The following is a 25,009-nucleotide window of genomic DNA, read 5'->3' on the forward strand; positions in this document are numbered from 1 at the left end:
CCTCTAAGTGTAGTATGAGGCTTCCTAGTGCTATAAAAAAATCTCTTGAGAATACCACTACAACCACCCAGAAAGGAAGACCTATAGCTTCTTTAAACTCCGGCTTAAATATAAGTATAAGAAACGACGCATTGATTAAAAGCTTATCACCTAGGGGATCAAGAAAAGCTCCAATCTCAGTTGTTATCCCTTTTGCTCTAGCAATAAAACCATCTAAAGCATCGGTAAGAAAAGAGAATAGCAACAGCCCTAGAGCTGTATATCTTAATACTTCCTTCCCGTCAGAATAAGAACAGCCTACTATTATGAAAAAAGGGAGTATAACCAACCTTAATAGACTGATGAGATTAGCAATATTCACAATAAAAAAGCTACTATTTTTGAAGAGGCTTTAACTCACTGCCATCGTAGGGGCAATATTGATTACCGCTGGTAAGTCTTCTACCGCATACAGGACAATAGAGAGTATCCATCTGCTCACCAATAAGAGCTCCGGTAAGACCGCCGGCTGCAGCACCAATAGCAGCGCCTTCAGCTGTATCTCCGGATTGATGCCCTATGATAGCGCCTATACCGGCTCCTATAGCAGAACCAGTAGCAGCACCCTTTTGAGTTGTAGTACAACCTGAGATTAAAACTGCCGATAAAATTAATGCGAGTGAAATTCTTAACATTATTACACCTCCTTAATAGAAACAATTATATCCATCTTCTTCAGAAAGTCAATCACCTAACCAAGCCTACCCGCCAAAGAGGCCAAAAACGCAGAAATACTTTACCCACTATATTCTTCCTGGGCACAAAACCCCAATAGCGAGAATCTTTTGAAAAGGCTGAATTGTCACCTAAAACATAGTATTGATTCTCAGGCACAGTGATAGCCCGACCCTGAGGGCCATACTCTTCAGCATTGTAGTAATAATTGTTTTTAAAAATATCCGGCTCTCTAAGAATCTCACCGTTTATTATAATGTTGCCGTCCTTTATCTGGACTCTATCATTACCACAAGCAACAAGTCTTTTTACAAAATACCTTTTTGGTTCTTTAGGATACCTGAACACCACAATATCTCCTGCCTTTATATCGTCAAACTTATATGTCATCTTGTTAACAAATATCCTGTCTTTAATTTCCAACGTGGGCTTCATTGAACCGGAAGGAATTTTAAACGCTTCAACTATAAAAGTCCGTATAAAAAGAGCTACGACCAAAGCTATAGCAATAGATTCTATCCACTCTCTTAACCAGTGTTTCTTTTTCTTTTCAACCATAGATCCTCCAATTCTTTATTTATCTCATAAGCCTGAGATGAAAACGGGCTGATCTTATCACCGCTCTCTTCTCTTGTCTTTCTCTTTTTCTTAAAGATAGTTCCTACAAAATCAGCAACCGATATAACTCTGGCATCAAAATTTCTGGCTTTAAAACCCAGATCTCTATCATCAGTTACAAGATAATAATCTTTCTGCTTCTGATTCTTCTTTAGAAATTCAAGGATATGCTCATCAGCTGAAATATCCTTACTAAAGAGGATTTCAATTTTACCATAACTATTAGACATATTTCCATAACCATCAAAAAAAACAATGGCGCCATTCTTGCCCTGAGGTTTATAGCGAGATAGAAAACCAGCTAGAGACTCTCTGCTCTCTCCTACAACACCAGGGTACAGGTCCTGCATTCTTCTTAAAATATTATAACCATCTAAAAGATAGAACATAACTAGGCTCCCTTAAGTGTAAAAGGACATATATTTTTAAAGACACAATAAGCACAGGCAAAATAACTTGGCTTGGGATTGAAATCTCTATTTCTGATCCCTCCAGAAGCAATAGATATCTTCTCTTCTACATCTTTTAAATCCTGTTCTCTAAAACTAACTCTGCCTACAATTCCAGAATCTATAAAGTGGAGCTCTAGAGAACTAGGAATACAGCCAAATATTTTCTTGTAAGCCAAGGCGTATATCCCAAGCTGCAAGCTCTCTTTTGCTTTCTTTTGAGCTTTACTGTAATCATCTACTTTTGAAGTCTTATAATCCACTATGCTTACCTCATTATCAACTATATCCACCCTATCAAAGCGTCCTGAAATCCGATTGTAATCGATTAAGAACACGAACTCTTTTTCGACATAAGCAGGCTTTGACTTAGATAACTCTTCGTTCTCATAGAACCTCTTTAATAACTCTTGCCCCTCTTCAAATCTCATATCCTCATGCTCTCGCGTTAAGAAACCTTCAGATATCCAGGAACTCTTAAAAACATCCAGCATTAGATCCAAAGATACGCTTCTATCCTTTATCTTTTCTCTAAGGTATATCTGAATAGCATCGTGTATTGCTTTGCCATAGATAACGCTATGGTGTTGAATAACAGGGACTCTAAGAATATGAATGTATTTATATTTAAGCGGACAGGTAAAATAGTCATCAACCTGCAGATGGCTTAAGTTCAGCAACTCATCGCTCCTAAGTGATTTAGGCTCTTCTATCTTTCCAAATTCTCGAGCCCTAGAACGCTGAATAACTTCCCAGGCTGAAGACTTGAGAGAGACCCCCGGTTGTTTAGGTAAGTCCAGTGCTTCCATTACAAATACAGATACTTTCTTTGCTCTCTTTGTACCATAATCATGGGCTGAGCTTAAAAAAAGTGACTCTCTAGCTCTTGTCGTCCCCACATAAAAAAGCCTTCGCTCCTCTTGAATATGAGGATCGCCCTCGGGAAGCCAATGCTCCTTCATTCTTAGCAGATCATCAGCTAAGGCTATCGCCTCCTTTCTCTTTCTTACTGGAAATCTATCCGAGACAAGACTAACCAAAAAGACTACTCTAAACTCTAATCCTTTAGCCTTATGTATTGTTAAAACATTTACAGAATCAGTATCGTAATCAGGTCCAGGCAGAGAAGGATCGTCTCCAGCCTCTATCAGAGCATTTAAATAAGGAGCAAAGTTATAAATATCATCATTGGTTAAAACGCGGGAGGTACTTCTGACTATCTCAAAAAACCTGGCAATATTTTTTATCTCAGACTCTGCCTCTAGACCTCCTGCAGTTAGAATTTTAAGATAGCCGCTCTGGTTTAAAATTCCAAATAGAAGCTGTCCTGTATTCAGATTCAAAGAGAGGCGAAAGAAATCATTTAGAATCTCTAAGAAAGAGCCTATTTCTCTAGAAGTCTCGTTGTCTATAAAAACTTCTGCTATACCGTCTTCTTTATAATGGGTAATCAAATAATAGAGAGACCGGCTAAGAAGCTTTGCTCTGCTCATCATCAAAGATAGAACCTCTATTTTAAAACTATAAAGCTTGGAAGATAGAATATAATATAGGCTAAGACTATCTTCTGGATTTGTTAAAAATTTAAGCCAAGAGATAAAAAATCGTATCTCCTCCTGAGAATAGAGACCCTCGCTGCCGGAAAACCTTAGCGGAATAGACCTCATATTCAACGATCTTATGAATGGGTCTGCATCTCTATTGGAACGTACTAAAATTGCAAAATCTTTATAGGAATACCCCTCCTCTTTTACCATTTTATCTATTCTTCCAGAGACCCAATCAGATTCATCAAATAGAGTATCGAAATTGTAATATTTAACCCCGTCACCTTCTTTAAGGTGGGCCTTCAGCCTCTTATCTAAATTCTCCTTAACTTCAAGCCTGTCGGGATTATTGTAAGATATGGAACGATAAGCAAAATCGAGTATCTTTTGGTTGGAACGATAATTATCTTTTAATATTATCTTCTCTGCATTTGGGTATATATCCATGAACTCCATAATATTGCTCAAGGCCGCCCCTCTAAACTTATATACTGATTGATCATCATCGCCACAGACAGTAATATTGCCTCTATCGCCAACCAAAAGCTTAAGTAGTTCAAATTGAGAATGGTTTGTATCCTGAAACTCATCTACGAGAATATATTTAAATCTATCCTGATACTCTTTAAGAATAGCTGGATGCTCTCTAAGCAGCTTTAAAGACAAGTAAACCTGGTCACCAAAATCAATCTTGGACTCTCTCTGTAAAATCTCCTGATATCTCTGGTAGGACAACGCTACCTCTTCATCTTTTTTGATTCTCTCACTTAAAATCTTATCATCAGGATTATTTTTTAACTCTCTTTTTAAATTATCAACGTAGTTAAGATATTCTTCAGGGGATAGATCTTCGTCTTTAGCGCGCGATATCAGAGCCAAGATAGATTCAACATACTTGGTGGGATCACCTAGAGGTCTAAAATAATTCAGAGGGAACTCAAAAAGATGTTCTCTAAAAAATATAATCTGCTCAGCGCGGGATAAAACATATAGATCAGGAGACAATCCAAGCTCAAGAGCATTCTCTTTTAAGACTCTGTCTCCAAAAGCATGAAATGTAGATATCGTCATATCGGTATAACCATAGGGCATTAGAATATCCACCCTCTCTTCCATCTCCTCAGTAGCCTTCTCTGTAAAAGTCAGTGCCAAAATATCCTTAGGGTATGCTTTTTTAGAAGAGATGAGATCTATTATTCTTCTTGTTAATACCAGAGTCTTGCCTGTTCCGGCACCTGCTACGATCAGAAGCGGCCCATCTCCATGTTGAACAGCCTTCTTCTGCTGAGCATTGAGACCCTCGGCAATCTTTGTTTCAATCGTTTCTATATTCATAATTATACCAATCTCATTAATATATCACACCGAACAACTTATAATGGAACAATATATCATAATATAATAGATTTCACTTGATTAAATTATTCAATTTTCATACCATATTTTTTAAAGCTTATTAAAACTCTGTCTAAAAAAATGAAAAAAGAACATCTAATAACCCCTGGAATACAAAGGCTTCTGAATGATAAAAACTACTCTGCTATAAGAGATATAGTGGCAGAGCTGCTCTCCCCAGACATCGCAGAACTATTGCAATCCTTAGAACACGAAGAAGCAGTAGAGATAGTTAAGCTAATATCATTAGACAAATTTCCGGAGATATTTAGTTATCTGGACAACGACAGTCAGATCCTTATCCTGCAGGATTTAACCATAGGCAGACTAAAAAATGTTCTTAATGAGATGCCGTCCGATGAAAGAGCAGATCTCTTCCTTAGAATTACACCTAAACTCAAAAAGCAGCTATTCTCTATTATGTCAGAGGAAGAGAGAAAAGATGTCGAAGAGTTAATCCAATACAAGGAGAACACTGCTGGAGCATTAATGACAACAGAGTTTGCCAAGATTAGCCCCGAAATAAGCATTGGAGAAGCAATTGAGATCCTAAGAAAAACAGCGCTAAAGAGAGAGACTATATACTACATATATGTAACTGATGAAAAAGACAAACTCCTGGGGGTTTTCTCTCTAAAAGACCTCATTATGGCACCGGCAGAGAGAGCAGCAAGCGAAATAATGAATACCAACTTTATAAAAATCCAGCTTAACGACGACCAAGAGGAAGTAGCATTACTATTTAAAAAATACGATCTACTGGCATTGCCGGTCGTTGATAGTTTGGACAACATTCACGGCATTATAACAGTCGACGATATAGTGGATGTTATCGAACAAGAAGATACAGAAGATTTCCATAAGATGGCAGCAATCGAAACAATACCTGAAGCCTACCTTAAAACACCATTCCATATTGTTGCAAAAAAGAGAATAGGATGGCTGCTCTTATTGTTGATAACGTACTCCATATCTACTCAACTTATAAAACACTACTCATTTGCCTTAGAATCAGTCATAGCCCTGGCATTCTTCATACCTATGCTCTCAGGCTCTGCCGGTAATGCCGGGACTCAATCAGCCACGCTTATTATAAGAGGATTGGCAACCGGAGAGATAAACTTTAAAGATATCTTTAAAATCATGAGACGGGAGATATTTATGGGTCTTACGCTGGGAACAATATTAGGAGCTTTGGGATTCTTAAGAGCATATCTCATGCAGGGCAACCCCTTCTTAGGGCTTACAGTAGGTTACTCTCTGGCTCTTGTTATAACGATTGCAACTTTCATAGGAAGCATCCTGCCTCTAATTCTTCATAAAGCAGGAATAGACCCCGCAATATCCGCAGGACCATTTCTAACCACCATACTAGATATAACATCAATATTGATATACTTTCAAATAGCAAAGGTTCTTTTGAACCTCGTTCAGTAGAAGTCCTTTATCTTAGAAACTATATAATCTATCTCGGCTTCTCCTAAGAAAGGATTTAGAGGAAGAGAAAGCACCTCATGAGACAATCTTTCTGATACCGGAGCAAGGCCTCTAGAGTTAATGGAACTCTTATAGACTCTCTGCAGATGACAGGGTATAGGATAATGTATGATGGATGGAATACCATTTGAAGAGAGATGCTCTATAAGTTTCTCCCGCTCTTTAACTCTAAGAACATATACGTGATAAACATGCTTTAGGCCGTCCTTTTCAAAGGGGGTAATTACCTCAGTAACACCTTTAAGGGCTTCATTGTAGTAATGACCAAGCTCTCTTCTTCTATCGTTCCACTGATCCAAATATTTCAGCTTGATACTCAATACAGCTGCTTGGAGAGTATCTAATCTAGAGTTATAGCCAAGCATAAGATGACTATATTTAGACTCTCTTCCGTAATCACGTAATTTTAAGAGTTTCTCATACAGAATATCGCTCCCTGTAACTGCTATACCGCCATCTCCATAACAGCCGAGATTTTTGGTGGGATAAAAACTGAAGCATCCTAAATCCGAAAGAGATCCAACCTTCCTTAGATCTCCTTTAACAGATATTGCTCCGCCATGAGCCTGAGCAGCATCTTCAACCACTCTGATATTGTTTTCAGAAGCAAAATCTAATATTGCTGACATATTAGCAGGCTGACCGTAGAGATGGACCGGTATAATAGCTTTTGTACGCGGGGTAAGCTTTCTCTTTATATCCTCGATATCTATATTAAAATCAATCTCATCGATATCACAAAATATGGGCTTTGCTCCAGTATAAGAAACCGCCATGGCGGTAGCTATATAAGTAAAGGCGGGGACAATTACCTCATCACCCTCTTTGATGCCCAGAGACAGCAAAGACAGATACAGCGCATCGGTTCCGGAGTTCACACCTACAGCATATTTAACACCGCAGTATGAAGCAAACTGCTCTTCAAACTCTTTAAGTTCACTGCCTAAGATAAAGCTACCTTTTTTTATAATAGACGAGGTAAGGCTCTCCACCTCTCTCCCTAATAAATCATACTCTCTTTCAAAATCAAGAAATTTTATCTTCATATTGTAATCCTAATAATTTAACATGTTTTTTGAATTCATCAAAGAGATAATCTACGCTTATATCATTTAAACATTTATAATCATTGCACTCAGAAACTTTAAACTTATAATAACAAGGCCTGCAACCTAAATCAGCCGTTATCACTCTATGCTTTATATTCGCAGGATAAGGGCCATAAACACTCTCTGGCACTGGACCAAAGATAGATATAGTTGGAACTCCTAAAGCCGCTGCAATATGCAGTGGACCGCCATCATTTGTTATAACCAGATCGACTTGAGAGGTAAGAGCTATAAGCTCAAGTATCTTAGTCTGGCCCATGTAGTTATAAATATTTTTACAATTTTCGGGGGCAGCAAATTTCAGGCTATCGCTCTCATCGCCCATAACTAAAACAGTCGTTTTTTCTCCTGCTATTAAATGACTAAGCCTGGAGTATCTTTCATCCGCCCAACGTTTCTTATAAGCATCTCCGCCCCAGCTAGCTCCACCTCCGGGAATAACCGCTACCAAAAGATTGCCTCCCTTGTTAATACTACTAATTCTACTCTTAGCTCGCTCCATATAGTCAACCGGAACAGAAAGCTTTTTCTCTGGATACTTAGCGCCTATACCTAGGGTAGATAGAAACTGGAGGTGATATTGAACTACATGTTTACTTATAAAACCTTCAAATACAGTATTTTTGTTTAAAAATATACCTCTATTCTTATAATTGTAACCTACTCTTAATTTTATTCCTAAAAACCAAAGGATAAAACCAAACTCTCGAGATAAGGAGAGATCAAAAGCAACATCGTACCTCTCCCTCTTTATCGCTTTAAGAAAACCTCTAAAATCTTTAGCTGCTCTTAACTTTGACCGTGCAAACTTAGCACGCCATTCATCTTTTTCATACACATATACTCTTCCTATATCTTCTTGCGTCTTTAGAATATCAGCTACCCTCCTATTGCAGAGATAATCTATTCTGCTGTTGGGATACTGCTCCTTAAGAGCATAGACCATAGGGAGGCTGAACAAAACATCGCCGATTCCAAAAGGATTCGTTATTAAAATATGCATAAAACAAAGCAAGGTATGGGGTTTTAAGACCCCATACCTTTTATTTATCTATTTCTCAAATTAGCTGCCTTAAATTACAATCCCTGCGCAATTAAATACTCAATAAGATCGATGACTCTTGAAGAATAACCCCATTCATTATCATACCAGCTTAAGATCTTAACAAGATTCTTGTCTATTACCATCGTCATTGCAGCATCAAGTATAGATGAATGACTATCTCCGTTAAAATCTTTAGATACAAGAGGAAGGTCCATATATCTTAAAATACCTTTAAGATCACCTTCAGAAGCCTTCTTTAAAATTTCATTGACAGAATCTTTATCAACATCTTTCTCAACTTCAACCACAAGGTCAACAACCGATACATTAGGAGTAGGAACTCTTATAGCCATACCATCAAGTTTTCCTTTCAACTCCGGAATTACAAGGGCTGTCGCCTTAGCGGCTCCAGTTGTAGTAGGAATCATAGATACTGCTGCTGCACGGGCACGACGCAGATCCTTATGCGGAAAATCAAGTATCTTCTGATCATTAGTATAAGAATGGATTGTTGTCATTAAGCCGTGCTTTATACCAAAAGCCTCATGCAGCACCTTGGCAACAGGAGCAACGCAATTAGTAGTACAGGATGCATTGGATATTATATTATGCTCCTTAGGATTATACTTACTTTCATTCACACCTAAGACAACTGTTATATCCTCACCCTTTGCCGGTGCTGATATAATCACCTTCTTAGCTCCTGCCTTAATATGTTTTGAAGCTCCCTCTCTATCTACGAAAACACCAGTTGATTCAATAACTATATCTACTCCCATATCTGCCCATGGCAGCTCTGCTGGATCTCTATAGCTCAATATCTTAATCTCTTTGCCGTCAACTACCAGAGATCCGTCCTTTGTAGATACACTGTAATCCAGCTCGCCAAAGGTTGAATCATATTTTAAAAGATGGGCAAGCGTCTCAACAGGTACCGGTAGATCATTGATTGCTACAACCTCAAACTCACTGGATTTAAGTCCAGCCCTAAAGACAAGTCTTCCTATTCTTCCAAAACCATTAATAGCTACTTTAACTGCCATCCTGCACCTCCTTAAAGATTATTATTTTATAGTCGATTTGAGAAAGAATTCTAACAACAAAGAGACCTTTTTGCAAGCACTAATATTTGTCATGTTATAGAAAATACTAACACTTTTGGTAGATTATCTTAAATGCCTGCCTATATATCTCTTTGCTTCTGTAACAGCTGAGCAAATAGCTAAAGCTGAAGTCTTAGGGTTACTGCTAGAGGGATAATTCCTGCATTCAATCTTTAGCCTAGATATCTTCGATTCAACTTCGATTATATGGGTTATAGTATCATTATCACTAGAGATATAGATGTTAACCTCTATATCATCTAAGCCAGAAAGGAGCAGGAGTGTAGCAGAGACATTTATACTTTTAGGAAAACCCTCTGTTGCCTCCGAAACGCTGCCTTTAAAAACAGATTGCCCAGATAAATTGTCTAAATCAATATTATTGCTGATGATATAAGGCGACCCTTTAAGAGCCTTAATAGGTTTATAGCTAGAGAGCCTAATCTTATCTATGCCTTCATCTTTTATTGCCTCTATTGCGTCTAAACCTGCAACAGCTCCATGAGGTATTACAACATCTACACCTCTATCTCTTGCTTGAGAAAGCAGCTCTTTAACCCTAAGAAGCCCTCCTGTACTCATGACCAAAATATCTTTTCTATATTTAACAATTAAAGGCATTAGATCTTTAACACAAGAACCTGAAGCTGTCTCTATTATAAAATCAGAATTGCAGACAACCTCTTCTATGCTATCTAAACTCTTAATCCAATCATACTTATTTAAAATTAAATCAACACTGCTTTTCTCAACATCGTAGATATAGACCTGATCTAAAGACAGGCTATAATCAGATATGGCCTGCTCTACAACAGAGCTCCCTATTGTACCTAGACCTACAATTCCAACTTTCATAATTAAAAGACTATATTATCTATTAATCTTATTTTGTCAATCCATATCGCAACAGCTAAAATAGATTGTTTTTTGACTTGGCTCAAAGATTTTAGCGATTTACTATCTACAATATCCACATAATCTATTCTAACATTCGGTATCTCTTTAATCTTCTTCTTAAGCATAGCTTTTATCTTAGCTGCATCTCTTTGCCCATTCTTAAAAAGATCTTTCGCCTCCTTTAAACCTTTATATATAGCGGCTGCATTCTCTCTTGCAGTTTTACTCAAATATCTATTCCTAGAACTCATAGCCAGCCCACTCTCTTCCCTTAACAGCGGTAAGACTCTGATTTTAAAAGGCATATTTAAATCTTTTATCATACGCCTGATAATGATAGCCTGCTGGTAATCTTTTTGGCCAAAATAAACAAAATCTGGCTGCACTATATTGAAGAGTTTAGTACATACCGTAGCAACACCCCTAAAATGATTAGGTCTGCTCTTTCCGCAGAGAAGAGACGATAATCCATTAACTTCAACATAGCTTGAATATTCTTGAGGATAAATCTGACCGCTGGAAGGATAGAAAACAATATCCACGTTCTCATTTCTGGCAATACTGCAATCTCTTTTAAAATCCCTTGGATATCTCCTACAATCTTCTCCGGGTGAAAATTGAACAGGGTTCACAAAGATGCTTAGCACAACTACATTGCTCTCTTTTCTTGCCGCCCTTATCAAGCTGATATGACCTTGATGGAGATAGCCCATAGTAGGAACAAAACCTATGCTCTTCCCTTCTAGCTTTAATCTTAGACTGTTATCCTGCAATGATTTTACAGCCTTAAATATCTTCATCCCAACAAAGATTATCTCCATTAAAAACAGCTATCTTTTTCATATTAATATCTTTTTTAATATCTTCAAGTCTTGATTTTAAATTTTCACCATTTAGAGGATCTTTGACAGTTGAAGTTAACTCAAGGAGTGGAAGAAGCTGAAAGACTCTATTCTTCAACCCCGGATGGGGTATTTTTAAGTCCTCTTCATCAATAATATCTGAATCGTAAAGCAGGATATCTAAGTCTAAAGTTCTAGGCCCCCATCTTACCCCATCACCTTTTCTGCCAAAATCTATCTCTATGTTTTTAAGTAACTCTAGAAGCTCATAAGGTGAGGCAACCACCTCTATTTCAACAACAGCATTTAGAAAATAACTCTGTTCTTTATATCCCCATGGTTCTGATTCAAATAACGAAGATACAGCTTTTAACTCAAAAAGGTCCTTCAATTTAGCTAAAGATAGCTCTAAAATCTTTTTTCTATCACCCAGATTTGAGCCCAAAGAGATAAAAGCTCTACTCACAATAATTTAGCAATCCTCTCAGCAGCCTCTTTAATGCGGCTCTTATCATTAACTAAGGAGAACCTTAAATAACCTTCTCCAGAAGGTCCGAATCCAGAGCCAGGGGTAGCAATAATAAAGCATTCCTTGAGCAATAACTTAGAGAAATCGGCAGAGCTCATTTTAGAAGGAATTTTCGCCCAAACATAAAAAGTAGCTTCTGGAACTTTGATATTCCAACCGGATTCAGATAAAGTTTGAATAAAGATATCTCTTCTCTCTCTATATATGCTTCTAAGCTCTACGATATGAGTATCATATATCTTAAGCGCCTCTATGGCTGCATACTGCACAGGGTTAAATACTCCGGAATCTATGTTAGATTTTACTTTTCTTAAACACTCAATGAGGCTCTTATTTCCACATGCCCAACCAACACGCCATCCAGTCATATTGTAGGTCTTAGAAAAAGAGTGAAACTCGATAGCAACCTCAGATGCACCTTCAACTTCTAAGATACTGCAAGCTTCAGAAGAATCGTAAGTCAATTCAGAATAAGCAGCATCATAGAGCACGATAAACTCAAATTCTCGGGCCAGATCAACTATTCTCTTAAGATCTTCTTTTTTAATAATTTCTGCAGTGGGATTATTAGGATAATTCAAATAGAGCAGTTTAGTTTTTTTTAAAACATCCCTGCTCAAACCTTCAAGATCTGGTATAAAATTATTCTCCTCTTTAAGCGGAAGGTATTGTATTTGAGCACCTGCAAATATCGCTCCGCTACGGTAGGGAGGATAGAGCGGTTCCGGTATTAACACTAAATCGCCGGGATTAATAACAGAGAGCGGAAAATGGGCAATCCCTTCTTTAGATCCTATCAAAGGCAGAATCTCGCTTTCAGGATCTATCTGAACATTAAACCTCTTTAAAAACCATCTGGAGACCTCTGCTCTGAAGATGCTTAATCCCAAATCCAAAGGATACTGATGATTAACCTGGTCTTTGAGTTTCTCTTTTAAGACTTCCCTTACCTCCTGAGGTGTAGGAAGATCTGGATCTCCAATACCTAGGTCTATAAGATCTCTACCTTCGCTCTTTAATCTCTTTTTGATCTTATCTATCTCAACAAAAAGATAAGGCGGCAGCTCTTTAAGTCGCTGGGCAATCTCATGTTTAACCATACCTTAAGCCTCCTTTCTTATAGCTTCCAAAATATCGCGCTTTACTGCCTGAAATTTTTCTTTACTGGAGATAAAACAACCATCCCATCTATCCCTAATCCAATTAATCCAAAAAGCATTCTTCAATATATATATCCCTAGAAGGGTCTTATCACTCTTATCTTTAAGTCTTACATAACCCAAAGATGTATCTAGGGTAGTATCACTTCTTATAGACTGCAGTTCAATAAAAAAATTCTTAAGCATACTCTTTAAAAATTCATTCTCTATATAATCAAGATGATCGTTTACCGATTTTGTTCTTAAAGAGATGACCCATTTTTTGTGATTTATAAAAGAGAACGGTCTGAAATAAATCTTCTTTGTACCCAAATTTTCGTTAATCTGATATTCATAAATATCAATAAAAGTAGGATTAAGATAATGGGCTCTCTTTACAAATTTTTCTGAATAGGAAGGCGCAAGTATGATAATCCTGGGAGCAAGAGTAGGATCTGTATTGTAAGATTTATATCTCTCTTGAAGACTCTTTATATTCGTAAGCGCCCAATCAAAATGATCGATAGACTTAAATATTAGGCCGTCAACATCCCCTTCCCCGACTTCAATAATGACAAATCTTCCAATCATATCCACCGCCATGATATCTATCTTACCCACAGGCGTAGAGATATCCCTATCTAAACCAAACATCCCCCTCTCTAGGCTGCTGAGCCCTTCAAAGAGAAGCTCTGCTATCCCGGAGATATTATTTAATCTATCTTCTTCAGCAGCGTTGTTTTTTTTAGAACTACTTACTCCGTTATTTTTAAGGTGAGTAAAGACCATTCTTCCTCCGGCTTCTTAGGACAGCACTTGAGAAACTCTTTAAATATACCATCTGCAACTCTCTCTTCCTTATCTTTTAAGCAATTCTTAAGGTGCCCTAAAAACTCATCGGTTATACCGCCGTTGCTAGAGAGCATCTTTGCAATACCACCGCTATATCCAATAAGCATGGCATTGTCTTTTATGATCACCTCTTCCTCCTTAAAAGGAACATCCCTGGCTATTCCTAGAGGAGTAGGCTCTTCTGCAGCAAGAATATTTACAACTCCATCTCCATTAACAAATATTAAAGGATCATGCCCAGCATTAACATACCTTAAACTGCTCTTCTTTGCATCATATAGAACATATGCCAATGTTACATACTTAGCCTGCTCTGCATATCTAAACACAGTGTTATTTAAAACCTGTACGACCTTGCTTGGCTCTTTATAGATAGAAGCAAAATCTCTCCAACTATGCACTATCTCCATAATATACTCCACCCGCTCTATTCCGCTGCCCGGAACCCAGCCTATAACAACTCCTAATTCACCTTTAGAAAATTCCAAAAATTGATAAAAATCCCCCCCGACAGAATCCATCTTATAGCGATTGACACTAACTAAAGCACCGTTAGAGCTTAGGACTGCATTGGGCAAAACCTCTCTCTCTTTAAGAAGCCGTGCCAACTGAGTATCTTTCCTCTCTTTTTTGTAAACCTTACTATCATACTCCTTTTCAAAAACAACAACTGCAAGAGCCAGCAACGCAAATATAGAGACTGGCATCAGTTCAATATAATTCCTACTAATAGTAAAATAAAATCTATGGAACGCAATCCAAGCAAAAAATATTAATGAAAAGACGATGAAAAGACGATTAAACTTAAGCGATTTCAGCATGATATAGATAATAGAAAATATGAATATTCCGATATATATTGTAAACTCTACAGGAAAAACAGAGAAGACTTTACGGTTCAGCAGGGTATATAACAATGAATACGACTCTGACAAAGAGCCCCCTTCTTTACTTAATAGTACTATGTTATCACTAAGATCGGTTATATAACTATCACGGTAACCCTCTTTTTTCAGCATACCGAAAAGGGCAATATTAGATGCAGGAAGAACTTTAATATTCTCTTGGAGAAGAAAATAAAACTTCTCTCTCTTACTCAACGCTGCTCTCTCAGCATCCCCCCCAAGAGTAAAGCCTACGCTAGGCATATCTTTGTAGTTGGCAAACGAATAGAGCAGCCCTCTCTCCTTGCCATATACCATATGGGTCTTGAATCCCACTTTTAAATCTTTGATATTCTCTGCAAACGGAACAATGACCTTATCATTCTGTAAAAATTTATTAAACCCTTTTATATCTTTAGCGCTCTCAATGAAATCAGGGCTCAAGACTAACTTATCAGGCTTAAAATCCAAAATATAAGTAATAAGATAGTCCAGCCAATCACCACCCCAAGGCCAAAGCTCCTGTTCTCTAAAGCTCTCCTCAGCTATAGTGACTACCACAATCTGCCTGGCAGAGATATCTTCATCTTTCAGAAACTTTGAAAGAACCGGCTTCTCAAATCTCCAAAAAAAACCTGAAAGTGATAGGATAACACCTGCTAGAATAGCAGATACTACAAGGTATATTTTTAATTTTTTCATTACCCGCCCAGCTTAGCAGATAGCACATCCTGCATAGTGTAGAGCCCCGCTTTTTTATCCTTGATATATTTAACCCCCAGAATTGCCCCTCTAGCAAATATATCGCGTGAAATAGCAGAATGACTTAACTCTATGACTTCATTATTGCCCGCAAATATGATCTTATGTTCTCCAACTATTTCGCCTAAGCGGAGAGCATGCATAGTAAGATCGTTCTTCTTCCGCTGAGCACTAGACCCTTCTCTGCCATAAGTAAGTACTAAATCTCTTCTAACACTTTTTATCAGTTCAGCAATTCTCTTTGCAGTACCGGACGGTGCATCTTTCTTCTTATTATGATGTGCCTCAACAACCTCTATATCATAATCCTCGCCCAATAATTCAGTCAACTGCGGTATAATCTTAAACAGCACATTAATACCTATACTCATGTTAGGCGAAATCAAAACTGCAGCTCTCTCTGAAAGGTTCTCTAACTCTTTAAGCTGTTCCGCATTAAAACCGGTAGTTCCGATTACCATACCTTTGCCAAATTCAGAGACTACTCTCAAATGTCTCAAAGTAGCATCAGGAGTGCTGAACTCTATGACCAAATCTGCATTCTTTATATGTTCTCTTATATCCTCAACTATTAAAATGCCTCTCTTTTCGCCTAAGATAGTACTCCCCAGATCATCTTTAAGCCCGGGAAAAGCAGACTGCTCAACCCCTACAATAAGCTCTAACTCAGAATCCAGAAGAACAAGCCTAGATATCATTTTACCCATCCTTCCTAGGCAGCCCGAGACTATCAATTTTGTATTCATTATATCAGCCCGTACTTTTTTATTATTGATCTTATCTTCACTCTATTCACAGGTAATAATTTTACCAAAGGAAGCCTTAGTTCATCCGATATAATACCTATCATACCCATAGCTGCTTTAACAGGGGCAGGATTGGTCTCTAAGAATAGCGCCTTGACCAACGGATATAAATCTATATGCAGTTTTCTTGCAGCTGCTAGATCTCCGTTCTCAAATTTCCTGACTACATCCTCAACCTCTCTAGGCATAATATTGGCCAAAACAGATATAACACCAGCTCCTCCAATAGACAAAATCGGAAGCGTTAGGGCATCATCTCCTGATATCAGAAGAAAATCTTTAGGGCATAGACTCTTGATAGCCAGCATCTGATCCAAGCTGCCAGTTGCTTCCTTTACTCCGACTATATTCTTATATCGCCTTCCAAGGCGCGCTATAGTCTCAGGGGCCATATTAACACCTGTACGTGATGGGATATTATAGAGTATTAGCGGTATTCTTACCTCTTCTGCTATAGCTTTAAAATGCTGATAAAGACCTTCTTGAGTAGGCTTGTTGTAATAAGGACATATAAGTAAAGACCCGCTAGCTCCTCTCTTCTGAGCAAATTTAGTATACCTGATAGCCTCTTCTGTAGAGTTAGAACCCGTCCCAGCAATGACTGGGATACGCCCAGCAGCCTCCTCTATAACGGTCTCTACGACTCTCTCATGCTCTCTCTCAGTCAGAGTTGCAGACTCTCCCGTAGTTCCGCATGGAACAAGAGCCGAAGTACCGTTCTTAATATGGTATCTTACAAGCTTCTTTAATCCTATTTTATCCACCTTACCATCTTTAAAAGGCGTAACAAGTGCCACCATAGAACCTCTAAACATGTGCCCTACCTCCTATTTAATTTTAAATTTTGATTCAAAGAGAAGCTCCGCTCTACCTTCAAGGTAGACATCGCTAAATATTCCCTTTTGATAAGAATATGAGATCTTCAATCTTTTACCGCTTAAAGGAAGAACTATTAAATCCTTAGAGCTATAACCTTTCTTCAATCCATATATCAAAGCAGAGGCTACACAGCCAGTTCCGCAAGCCAAAGTCTCAACCTCCACCCCTCTCTCGTAAGTTCTAACAGCAAGATATCCTCTCTCCCAACGCATAAAATCTACATTGGTTCCCCGAGGCTTAAAAAGAGAGTGGTGCCTTATCTTTGAACCTATATTAAAGACATCATAATCGCAAAGAGCACCTACCTCAACAACAAAATGAGGAACTCCGGTATCCAGATAATCGCCCTCTATAGTCTTCCTGTCTATCTTTACTTTTAAGTTCGGCCTATATTCAAAAGAGGCCATCATCTTAATTCTGATAAAATCATCTTTTTTGACCTCTCCTTTTATAATGCCAGCCTTAGTCTCAATGCAAGAATTTCTAGTTATTAGCTTCTTGCTGTAAGCCCAGAGAATAAAAGACCTCATTCCATTACCGCACATCTCAGCTTCAGTTCCATCGGAATTAAATATTCTCATTTTAAGGTCTGCTCTCTTTGAGCTTTCTGCAACCAGAAGCCCATCTGCGCCAACCCCGTACTTTCGAATACATAGCTTAACGGCTATGTTTCTTAATTCAGATTTAGAAAAAGTTCTGTTTTTGATTATGACAAAGTCATTTCCGCTGGCAACGGCCTTATGAAAAGAGATGATCTTCATTTTAAAAATCCCGGCATGCTCTCTCCTCTTATCAAATCCTTATAACCTTCAGGATCTTTAATAAGATAAGAGCTGCTGTCTTTGACCATGACCTCACCGCATCTGGGATGACTATTGTAGTTTGATGCCATTGTAAACCCATAAGCCCCTGCGCTAAATAAAACTATCTTGTCTTTACTCTTCAATTTAGGAAAGCTCCTAGATAAAGCTAGGAAATCTGAGCTCTCACAAATTGGACCTACAACATCGTATAGCTCTTTTCTCCCAGCCCTCTTTTCAGCCAATCCTGCCTCATGATAAGCAGAGTATAGAGCCGGTCTTATTAAAAGATTCATACCTCCATCAACTATAGCAAATTTTTTATCTATACCATCCTTAATATATTGGACCGTAGTAACCAATATTCCAGAATTACCAGCAATAAATCTGCCCGGTTCCAGAATAAGCTTAAGTCCGGCTTTTTTTATCAAACCTTTTATCTCAGATGCATATTTTTGAGCAGTCAAAGCTTTTTCATCTTTATAAATAATTCCTAAGCCACCACCGATATTTAAATATTGAAAATCGCAATATTTCTCAGACTTTAGCTTTAAAGCAACCTTTATAGCTTTTAAAAACGGCTCATTATAAATAATTTGAGATCCAATATGTAAATGTAGTCCTGAGATCAATAGATTCTTATAATTATTTCTATTTTGTAGAATATTTTTTATAACACCATAAGAGAGTCCGAACTTTGTCTCTTTCTTGCCTGTTGTAATGAACTTATGCGTCTTAGGGTCTACGTCGGGATTCAATCTTAGACAGACACCCTGCTTCTTACCCAGGCTCTTGGCAGCTTTATTGATTCTTTCAAGCTCAGAGATAGACTCAACATTGAAAAATTTTATACCTTTTTTGATTGCATAGATTATCTCGTCCTCTCTTTTACCAACCCCGGCATAGACAACTTTAGATGCAGAAGAGCCAGCCTTAAGAGCTCGAAAAAGCTCTCCGCCAGAAACAACATCCATGCCTGCGCCAGCTTTAGATAGCAACCTTAAAACAGCTAGATTAGAATTTGATTTAACACTAAAACATATAAGCGGAGACAGCTCTTTAAACGCACTTTTAAGTTTTAAAAAGTGGTCCAGAAAAGTATTAGCGCTATAGATGTAGAGCGGAGTCCCAAACTTCTCTAGAAGAGAAGAGACCTTAATATCCTCTGCATAAAGGTAATTACCCCGATATTTAAATCTATGCATAATTTATAGATCGGAAGACTCTAGCAGAATCTCCCACTCCTTTAACCTCTTTAAAAGATACCTCGGGTTAGTAGAACAGTTGGTCTCTTTTCTCTTTAGAGACTTATTGACATTAAAAAAATTATCTATCTTTACATCCTGGCCTAATATTTTAGCTACTTCCTCTCTCTCTAAGTCAGCTATATTACTTTTGCTTTCTTCCGCCTTCTTCAAAAGGCTACCTACCCTCTGATGAGCCTCTTTATGAGAGAGGCCACATTTAATAAGTTCGTCCGAAATATCTGTCAAATAAAACTTCTCGTCTTTTAACAGCTCTAAAGCCCTCTCTTTATCTAAATATGTATTCAAGATAACTATGTCAATAGCATCTAAAACAGCTGTGGTCGTAAGATATGATGATAAAAGCGCCTTTTTATCTAGCTGTAAATCGCGATTATAGGATGTTGGAAGACCTTTTAATATACCAGCCATAGAGACATAAGCTGCTAAAGCTTCAGAGGAGTAAGACCTTATCAGCTCTACCGGATCAGGGTTTTTCTTCTGCGGCATCAAGCTTGAGCCAGTAGTGACCTTATCCGAAAAATATACTATCCCATATCCTGGGCTATTGTATATTATCAGATCTTCTGCAAGCCTGCTCAAATGCAGGAGAAGGGTGAGATTAGCATTAAGATACTCCAAGATAAAGTCTCTATCTGAAACCATATCGATGCTGTTCTTACCTACATTTTTAAATCCAAGCTCTTTTCTTAGCTTATCTCTATTTAATTTAAAATTGCTGCCAGCAAGAGCACCGCTGCCCAAAGGCAATAGACTTACACCATCAAGGCAATTAATCAACCTTTTCTTATCTCTTTGAAGCTGCTCCACAAAAGATAGCAACCAATGTCCAAACAATACTGGCTGAGCATATTGAAGATGAGTAAACCCCGGAATAGCTGAGCCGCTATACTTCCTTATTTTCTTTAGAAAACTCTTTTGTAGTTTAGTAATAAGTTCAATCTCTTCATGTATAGCATCGAGTGAAAACATCCTCATGACAGTAACAACCTGTTCATTCCTGCTTTTACCAGCATGAATCTTATCTACTAGAGAAGAGACCTTTCCCCTCAACAAAGAATAAAAGAAAGAGTGTATATCCTCTTCTTTAAAATCTATCTCTATCTTTCCATCAGAATACTCTTTTAAGAGCTCTTTTATAGCCTTCTTGATAGAGCCCTTCTCTTTTTGAGTTATCACTTTAAGACTCTGTAGTTCATCTACCCAGGCAATATTAGAATAAGCCTCATATTCGAATAAAAACCAATCATAATCAATGCTCTTAGTAAAATCTAGAATAACAGGATCTAGGCCTTCTTTAAATCTTCCGCCCCATAATTTCTCTTTCATATCATTACCTCATGTAGGATTGAGACCATATTTTTATAAAACCCTCAGCTGCCTTGTGTTCAAATTTATCTTTATCGGTATACGTAGCCATACTATAGCTGTATTTTGAATTCTTAGACTCTCTCCCTGTAACTTTAATATTACCCTTATACAACTTTAACTTTATCTTTCCATTGACGGAGTTTTGCGTAAAATCAACAAAGCTATCTAGAGCCTCTCTCAAAGGTGTAAACCAGAGGCCATAATAGATCAACTCTGCATATTTACTAGAGATAGAGCTCTTAAAATGGGAGAGCTCTCTATCTAGAACCAGAGATTCCAGCTCTCTGTGAGCAAAGTATAACACCGTAGCAGCGGGAGACTCATATACCTCTCTGCTTTTTATTCCAACTAATCTATTCTCTACCATATCCACTCTACCTATGCCATGCCTGCCGGCTATCTTATTAAGTGCACCGACTATCTCAACCGCAGACAGCTTCTTAGAGTTTAAGCCTACAGGTCTTCCTTTTTTAAACTCAATCTCTATATGCTCTGCCTTACCGGGAGTCTTATCCAGAGAATTTGTAAGCATAAATATATCCTCCGGAGCTTCCTTATCTATCTCTTCAAGCACCCCACACTCAATACTTAAGCCCCAGAGGTTTCTATCAATGCTATAAGTGGATTCTTTAATCTCTATCGGAATTCTCTTTAGCTTTGCATATTCAATCTCATCTTCTCTGCTCTTAAGCTCCCAAATTCTTAAGGGAGCGACTATCTCAATTTTTGGAGCCAAAACCTTTACGGCAACTTCAAACCTAACCTGATCATTACCCTTCCCGGTACAACCATGGGCTATAGCCTGAGCCTTCTCTTGTTTTGCAATATCCACAAGATGCTCAGCAATAAGCGGCCTGGATAGAGCAGTAGCCAGATAATATCTATTTTCATATAAGGCCTCAGCCTTAAGAGCACTAAAGGCATAGTTTTCGATAAACTCTTTTTTTAAATCCCTGAATATAACCTTTTTAGCTCCTGCCTTCTTGGCTCTCCTAAGGACAGAATCAAAATTTTTCTTTCCCTGACCAACATCAGCACTAAAGGTAATTACTTCATATCCTTTATCTATCAACCAAGGAATAGCAACAGATGTATCAAGACCCCCTGAATATGCCAGAACTATTTTTTTAGCCACAATATCCTCCAATTATTTAGAACAACATAATACCTGAAAAACAACCCTTTTTCTATTCCAAAAACAATATTTTTCCCATGCTATAATCATACTACCATATATAATATTAAAATGCTCAGCTGTATTCCCAAAATCAAAGAACATAAGTACAAATTATTTCTCTTAGTGATTATACTCTTCCATCTATGCACAAACATTATATGGATTAATGCTAACACCTACCTTGAGATGATAGAAGAGATAGGGCATATCGGAGAGATTACTAACATCTATAGTTATCTTAAAATATAATAAAGAGGTATAAGTGTTAAATAGCACAGGAGTGGGTATACATTATTGACGTTAAATAGCTCAGTCATAAACTCAGGTAATAGATTTTTAGACTGCTCAAAAAGATACAAGCTGTGTGAAAAGTAGAGCCCGTAGCGTCCTACCGGAGGGATATCATCTATTGTGAGAATAATAAAGTTATTCAGTAGGTGAAACGTAACTATGAGAAAGAGGATTAAAAAAACTGTTTTCCCGGACATTAAAGAAAATTCACATTTTAGATAAAATCTTAATCAAAATAGCCTTATGCATATGGAGTCTGTTTTCAGCTTGATCAAATACTATGGAGTTTTCAGAGTCAATGACATCATCTGTTATCTCCTCCCCTCTATGCGCAGGCAAGCAATGCATCACGCAGCACTTCTTTCCTGAGTTTTTAAGTAAATCCTTATTGATTTGATAGGATTCAAAAACCTTTTTTCTATCTAACTGCTCTTCTTCCCAGCCCATAGAAGTCCAAGCATCTGTGTATATAAAATCTGCATCTCTCACAGCATCTTGAGGTGAATTAAGTATCTCCACCCTTAAATTATCTTTATTTAACTCTTCCAATTCAACTCTGTAGTCTTTCTTCTTAGGCTCATAACCGAGAGGTGTTGCAATAGACAGTTTGAACTTCAAAGCTGCCGCTGCCTGTATAAGTGAATTACACACATTATTACCGTCACCGATGAAAGCAATTTTAAAATTATCCAGACTTCCGACTCTTTCAGTTATAGTCAGAAGATCGCTTAAAATTTGACAAGGGTGTTCTGTATCAGTTAGAGCATTAACGACAGGTACTGAAGAAAACTGTGCAAACCTTAAAAGATCTTTTTGTTTAAAAGTTCTTATAATAGAACAATGGACATACCTTGAAAGCACCTCCGCCATGTCTTTGAGAGATTCGCGCTTACCGAACCCGACTGAACTATCTCCTAAATATGAATAACTGCCCCCTAGTTCTGCTATGGCAACTTCAAAGCTAACCTTTGTTCTCAGAGAAGGCTTATCAAATAAAAGAACGGCGCTCTTACCTCTAAGTATATTCTCCTGCCTTCTATTCTTTTTAAGAGTTTTTGCAATACTGATAAACTCTATTATATCTTCCTTGTTTAAATCATTGATGCTTAAAAGATGGTTCATTGCTGCACTCCTTCTAACGCTTCATCTAATATTGCAATAGCCTTATCTATCTCCTTTTTACTGATATTCAGAGCCGGCAAAAACCTTAGGATATTACCCTGGGTTAAATTAATCAAGAGCCTATTGGCAAGGCAGCCCTCAAAAATCTCCTTGCCTTTATCTTTAACCTCCATAGCTACCATAAAACCTAAACCTCTAACATTATCTATTAAATCATATTTCTCCTTTAAATCTAGCAGTCTATCTTTAAAGTATTTACTTATATTGTTTACATTATTAAGCAGTTTTTTGCTCATTATAGTATCTATAACGGCTAGAGCCGCTTTACACACGATAGGACTTCCGCCAAAAGTAGAAGCATGCATTCCAGGCTTAATACAATCAGCAACCTTATCTTTGGCAAAAACAACACCCATAGGAACTCCCCCGCCAATACCTTTTGCTAAAGTAACTATATCAGGCTCAATGTCAAAATTCTGATATGCAAACCATTTTCCGGTTCTGCCCATTCCTGTCTGAACCTCATCAGCAATAAATAGTACATCCCGCTCATTGCAAAACTTTTTTATTCTCTGAATATAGTCGTAATCGGCAACATTTACACCGCCTTCACCTTGAACTAGCTCTAACATAATCGCTACGGTCTCATCGTCGACACTGCTTTTGAGAACCTCAAAATCATTAAAAGGAACATGAGTAAAACCTGTAAGCATAGGCTCAAAGCCTTTTTTATATTTTCCCTGCCCTGTAGCAGAGAGAGTGGCCAAAGTTCTGCCATGAAAAGAGCCGTTCATCGTAATGATCTTATACCTCTTACCTGATCCATATAGTCTAGCTAGCTTAAAAGCTCCTTCATTAGCTTCTGCTCCTGAATTGCAGAAAAAAACCTTGGCATCAATCTGCGCTATCTTAACTATCTTTTGAGCAAGTTTAGCTTGAAGATGATTGTAATAATTGTTGGATATATGCATTATCTTCCCAGCTTGATTTCTAACATGAGATACAACCTTGGAAGGAGAATGCCCCAAAATAGAGACACCCCAGCCTGGGAATAAATCTAAATACTCGTTCTGCTCTAAATCCCATACCCGAGACCCTCTTCCCTTTACAAGAGAGATGGGAAGATGAGTATATGTGTTCATGATATACTTAGAATATAATCGTTCAACATCTTTATTCTTCATAAAAACCTCTCTTTCTTAAGAGATTTATTATACGTAAGATATACTAAAATGGCAAACCATAACTTAAACAGTGTAGAGATAAGCAGATATTAATACTTATCTTTAATCAGCATCCAGAAAGAATGCTGATAGGATATGAGCGAATATTTATTATCTTGCTGAGGAATCTTTAATATTCCAACAATCTTCCACTTGAAAAGTTTTCTTTTGCTCTGAATATTCTTATAGACATACATTTGAGGTTTAAAGCTGTACTCATATACAGGCTCTCTATCTTCGTGGCTTAAAAGCACATTGTAAGAACTACTCCTGCGAGAATAGACCCAGACTCCATCTTCAGATACTTTCTCTGTAACTCTGACCTTCCTATTGTCGGTCTTAGGCTGAGTCTGTTTTGCAAATGTTATACTATGCATTTTCTAACTCTCCTCCATCTCTGATATGTAACCATGAGACCAGCAGCTTCTGCGTACAGCCTCAAGATGCTGCGGAGAACCAGGTATAAACACTTTTTCCTTTAATCCTTTACCAGCTCTGTCAGGAATACTCACACGATAAGGACTAAAGAGAATATCCATAAGATCTCCATCTTTTTTACCTTTAAAAGACATCTCTTTCTCTTTTATCTCCAGCGTACCGCTGAAACCTCCCTTAGTATATATTACGACTACATCGTCCTTCCCCAGTCTCTCTTTCTGAATCTTGTAAAATTTTACTTTCATCTTATACCTC

At 37.7% G+C, this 25,009-nt stretch carries 25 protein-coding genes; 1 reads left to right on the forward strand and 24 read right to left on the reverse strand.

Annotated elements, in window-relative coordinates; all coding sequences use genetic code 11:
- From P9X27_06285 to P9X27_06305, 5 genes are all read right to left on the reverse strand, one after another.
- Window positions 1–361: CDP-alcohol phosphatidyltransferase family protein (locus tag P9X27_06285; protein MDP8253985.1), on the reverse strand; the 361-nt coding region annotated here is incomplete at its 3' end.
- A gap of 13 nt (window positions 362–374) precedes the next feature.
- Complete coding sequence (locus P9X27_06290) at window positions 375–674, reverse strand: glycine zipper domain-containing protein (GenBank protein ID MDP8253986.1); 300 nt, start codon at window positions 672–674, stop codon at window positions 375–377.
- 52 nt (window positions 675–726) lie between these two features.
- On the reverse strand, window positions 727–1,272 hold the full coding sequence (gene lepB / locus P9X27_06295) for a signal peptidase I (protein MDP8253987.1): 546 nt from the start codon (window positions 1,270–1,272) through the stop codon (window positions 727–729).
- Window positions 1,242–1,721: an NYN domain-containing protein gene (locus P9X27_06300; protein ID MDP8253988.1), complete on the reverse strand. Its 480-nt coding sequence runs from the start codon at window positions 1,719–1,721 to the stop codon at window positions 1,242–1,244. Before P9X27_06300 ends, lepB begins: the two co-directional genes overlap by 31 nt.
- 2 nt (window positions 1,722–1,723) lie before the next feature.
- On the reverse strand, window positions 1,724–4,663 hold the full coding sequence (locus P9X27_06305) for an ATP-dependent DNA helicase (protein ID MDP8253989.1): 2,940 nt from the start codon (window positions 4,661–4,663) through the stop codon (window positions 1,724–1,726).
- 141 nt (window positions 4,664–4,804) lie between these two features.
- Between P9X27_06305 and mgtE the strand changes: the two genes are divergently transcribed.
- Complete coding sequence (gene mgtE / locus P9X27_06310; protein ID MDP8253990.1) at window positions 4,805–6,160, forward strand: magnesium transporter; 1,356 nt, start codon at window positions 4,805–4,807, stop codon at window positions 6,158–6,160.
- Here the strand turns inward: mgtE and P9X27_06315 are convergent.
- The 19 genes from P9X27_06315 to P9X27_06405 all read right to left on the reverse strand — a co-directional run bounded on the left by P9X27_06315 (window position 6,154) and on the right by P9X27_06405 (window position 24,999).
- A complete protein-coding gene (locus tag P9X27_06315) occupies window positions 6,154–7,266 on the reverse strand; it encodes a DegT/DnrJ/EryC1/StrS family aminotransferase (GenBank protein ID MDP8253991.1) in 1,113 nt (370 codons plus the stop codon). The two genes, mgtE and P9X27_06315, sit on opposite strands and share 7 nt — an antisense overlap.
- On the reverse strand, window positions 7,247–8,332 hold the full coding sequence (locus tag P9X27_06320; GenBank protein MDP8253992.1) for a glycosyltransferase family 9 protein: 1,086 nt from the start codon (window positions 8,330–8,332) through the stop codon (window positions 7,247–7,249). Before P9X27_06320 ends, P9X27_06315 begins: the two co-directional genes overlap by 20 nt.
- Window positions 8,333–8,406: 74 nt before the next feature.
- Window positions 8,407–9,417, reverse strand: coding sequence for a type I glyceraldehyde-3-phosphate dehydrogenase (gap, locus tag P9X27_06325; protein MDP8253993.1), 1,011 nt, complete (start codon window positions 9,415–9,417; stop codon window positions 8,407–8,409).
- 123 nt (window positions 9,418–9,540) lie between these two features.
- Window positions 9,541–10,332 (reverse strand): DUF108 domain-containing protein, encoded by a 792-nt coding sequence (locus P9X27_06330; protein MDP8253994.1) that lies wholly within the window; start codon window positions 10,330–10,332, stop codon window positions 9,541–9,543.
- Window positions 10,333–10,334: 2 nt separating this feature from the next.
- Complete coding sequence (panC, locus tag P9X27_06335) at window positions 10,335–11,174, reverse strand: pantoate--beta-alanine ligase (GenBank protein MDP8253995.1); 840 nt, start codon at window positions 11,172–11,174, stop codon at window positions 10,335–10,337.
- Window positions 11,161–11,682, reverse strand: a complete 522-nt coding sequence (gene folK / locus P9X27_06340) for a 2-amino-4-hydroxy-6-hydroxymethyldihydropteridine diphosphokinase (protein ID MDP8253996.1) — start codon at window positions 11,680–11,682, stop codon at window positions 11,161–11,163. The genes panC and folK overlap by 14 nt, the downstream gene beginning before the upstream one ends.
- Window positions 11,679–12,845 (reverse strand): LL-diaminopimelate aminotransferase, encoded by a 1,167-nt coding sequence (locus P9X27_06345; GenBank protein MDP8253997.1) that lies wholly within the window; start codon window positions 12,843–12,845, stop codon window positions 11,679–11,681. The genes folK and P9X27_06345 overlap by 4 nt, the downstream gene beginning before the upstream one ends.
- Before the next feature lie 3 nt (window positions 12,846–12,848).
- Window positions 12,849–13,673: a hypothetical protein gene (locus tag P9X27_06350; GenBank protein MDP8253998.1), complete on the reverse strand. Its 825-nt coding sequence runs from the start codon at window positions 13,671–13,673 to the stop codon at window positions 12,849–12,851.
- Window positions 13,640–15,322: a PP2C family protein-serine/threonine phosphatase gene (locus P9X27_06355; protein MDP8253999.1), complete on the reverse strand. Its 1,683-nt coding sequence runs from the start codon at window positions 15,320–15,322 to the stop codon at window positions 13,640–13,642. The genes P9X27_06350 and P9X27_06355 overlap by 34 nt, the downstream gene beginning before the upstream one ends.
- Window positions 15,322–16,128, reverse strand: a complete 807-nt coding sequence (gene dapB / locus P9X27_06360; GenBank protein MDP8254000.1) for a 4-hydroxy-tetrahydrodipicolinate reductase — start codon at window positions 16,126–16,128, stop codon at window positions 15,322–15,324. Before dapB ends, P9X27_06355 begins: the two co-directional genes overlap by 1 nt.
- Window positions 16,128–17,003 carry a 4-hydroxy-tetrahydrodipicolinate synthase gene (dapA, locus tag P9X27_06365; protein ID MDP8254001.1) on the reverse strand — a complete coding sequence of 292 codons (876 nt, stop codon included), beginning with the start codon at window positions 17,001–17,003 and terminating at the stop codon, window positions 16,128–16,130. Before dapA ends, dapB begins: the two co-directional genes overlap by 1 nt.
- 12 nt (window positions 17,004–17,015) lie before the next feature.
- Complete coding sequence (gene dapF, locus P9X27_06370) at window positions 17,016–17,828, reverse strand: diaminopimelate epimerase (GenBank protein MDP8254002.1); 813 nt, start codon at window positions 17,826–17,828, stop codon at window positions 17,016–17,018.
- On the reverse strand, window positions 17,825–19,072 hold the full coding sequence (gene lysA / locus P9X27_06375) for a diaminopimelate decarboxylase (GenBank protein MDP8254003.1): 1,248 nt from the start codon (window positions 19,070–19,072) through the stop codon (window positions 17,825–17,827). The genes dapF and lysA overlap by 4 nt, the downstream gene beginning before the upstream one ends.
- A gap of 3 nt (window positions 19,073–19,075) precedes the next feature.
- Window positions 19,076–20,461 carry an argininosuccinate lyase gene (gene argH / locus P9X27_06380; GenBank protein ID MDP8254004.1) on the reverse strand — a complete coding sequence of 462 codons (1,386 nt, stop codon included), beginning with the start codon at window positions 20,459–20,461 and terminating at the stop codon, window positions 19,076–19,078.
- Window positions 20,462–20,465: 4 nt separating this feature from the next.
- Window positions 20,466–21,638, reverse strand: coding sequence for an argininosuccinate synthase (locus tag P9X27_06385; protein MDP8254005.1), 1,173 nt, complete (start codon window positions 21,636–21,638; stop codon window positions 20,466–20,468).
- 540 nt (window positions 21,639–22,178) lie between these two features.
- A complete protein-coding gene (gene argF / locus P9X27_06390; GenBank protein ID MDP8254006.1) occupies window positions 22,179–23,093 on the reverse strand; it encodes an ornithine carbamoyltransferase in 915 nt (304 codons plus the stop codon).
- A complete protein-coding gene (locus P9X27_06395; GenBank protein MDP8254007.1) occupies window positions 23,090–24,277 on the reverse strand; it encodes an aspartate aminotransferase family protein in 1,188 nt (395 codons plus the stop codon). The genes argF and P9X27_06395 overlap by 4 nt, the downstream gene beginning before the upstream one ends.
- A gap of 89 nt (window positions 24,278–24,366) precedes the next feature.
- The gene (locus P9X27_06400) at window positions 24,367–24,693 is read right to left on the reverse strand and encodes a hypothetical protein (GenBank protein MDP8254008.1); all 327 of its coding nucleotides are present in this window, start codon (window positions 24,691–24,693) and stop codon (window positions 24,367–24,369) included.
- 3 nt (window positions 24,694–24,696) lie between these two features.
- Window positions 24,697–24,999 (reverse strand): hypothetical protein, encoded by a 303-nt coding sequence (locus P9X27_06405; GenBank protein ID MDP8254009.1) that lies wholly within the window; start codon window positions 24,997–24,999, stop codon window positions 24,697–24,699.
- Window positions 25,000–25,009: the final 10 nt, after the last annotated feature.

The sequence above is a fragment of the Candidatus Kaelpia aquatica genome, from assembly GCA_030765335.1.
In the GTDB taxonomy this organism is placed as follows: domain Bacteria; phylum Omnitrophota; class Gorgyraeia; order Kaelpiales; family Kaelpiaceae; genus Kaelpia; species Kaelpia aquatica.

Coding starts and splice junctions, on each gene's coding strand:
- P9X27_06290 (MDP8253986.1), bottom strand. CDS start 674: ATGTTAAGAATTTCACTCGCATTAATTTTATCGGCAGTTTTAATCTCA.
- lepB (MDP8253987.1), bottom strand. CDS start 1,272: ATGGTTGAAAAGAAAAAGAAACACTGGTTAAGAGAGTGGATAGAATCT.
- P9X27_06300 (MDP8253988.1), bottom strand. CDS start 1,721: ATGTTCTATCTTTTAGATGGTTATAATATTTTAAGAAGAATGCAGGAC.
- P9X27_06305 (MDP8253989.1), bottom strand. CDS start 4,663: ATGAATATAGAAACGATTGAAACAAAGATTGCCGAGGGTCTCAATGCT.
- mgtE (MDP8253990.1), top strand. CDS start 4,805: ATGAAAAAAGAACATCTAATAACCCCTGGAATACAAAGGCTTCTGAAT.
- P9X27_06315 (MDP8253991.1), bottom strand. CDS start 7,266: ATGAAGATAAAATTTCTTGATTTTGAAAGAGAGTATGATTTATTAGGG.
- P9X27_06320 (MDP8253992.1), bottom strand. CDS start 8,332: ATGCATATTTTAATAACGAATCCTTTTGGAATCGGCGATGTTTTGTTC.
- gap (MDP8253993.1), bottom strand. CDS start 9,417: ATGGCAGTTAAAGTAGCTATTAATGGTTTTGGAAGAATAGGAAGACTT.
- P9X27_06330 (MDP8253994.1), bottom strand. CDS start 10,332: ATGAAAGTTGGAATTGTAGGTCTAGGTACAATAGGGAGCTCTGTTGTA.
- panC (MDP8253995.1), bottom strand. CDS start 11,174: ATGAAGATATTTAAGGCTGTAAAATCATTGCAGGATAACAGTCTAAGA.
- P9X27_06345 (MDP8253997.1), bottom strand. CDS start 12,845: ATGGTTAAACATGAGATTGCCCAGCGACTTAAAGAGCTGCCGCCTTAT.
- P9X27_06350 (MDP8253998.1), bottom strand. CDS start 13,673: ATGGTCTTTACTCACCTTAAAAATAACGGAGTAAGTAGTTCTAAAAAA.
- P9X27_06355 (MDP8253999.1), bottom strand. CDS start 15,322: ATGAAAAAATTAAAAATATACCTTGTAGTATCTGCTATTCTAGCAGGT.
- dapB (MDP8254000.1), bottom strand. CDS start 16,128: ATGAATACAAAATTGATAGTCTCGGGCTGCCTAGGAAGGATGGGTAAA.
- dapA (MDP8254001.1), bottom strand. CDS start 17,003: ATGTTTAGAGGTTCTATGGTGGCACTTGTTACGCCTTTTAAAGATGGT.
- dapF (MDP8254002.1), bottom strand. CDS start 17,828: ATGAAGATCATCTCTTTTCATAAGGCCGTTGCCAGCGGAAATGACTTT.
- lysA (MDP8254003.1), bottom strand. CDS start 19,072: ATGCATAGATTTAAATATCGGGGTAATTACCTTTATGCAGAGGATATT.
- argH (MDP8254004.1), bottom strand. CDS start 20,461: ATGAAAGAGAAATTATGGGGCGGAAGATTTAAAGAAGGCCTAGATCCT.
- argF (MDP8254006.1), bottom strand. CDS start 23,093: ATGAACCATCTTTTAAGCATCAATGATTTAAACAAGGAAGATATAATA.
- P9X27_06395 (MDP8254007.1), bottom strand. CDS start 24,277: ATGAAGAATAAAGATGTTGAACGATTATATTCTAAGTATATCATGAAC.
- P9X27_06400 (MDP8254008.1), bottom strand. CDS start 24,693: ATGCATAGTATAACATTTGCAAAACAGACTCAGCCTAAGACCGACAAT.
- P9X27_06405 (MDP8254009.1), bottom strand. CDS start 24,999: ATGAAAGTAAAATTTTACAAGATTCAGAAAGAGAGACTGGGGAAGGAC.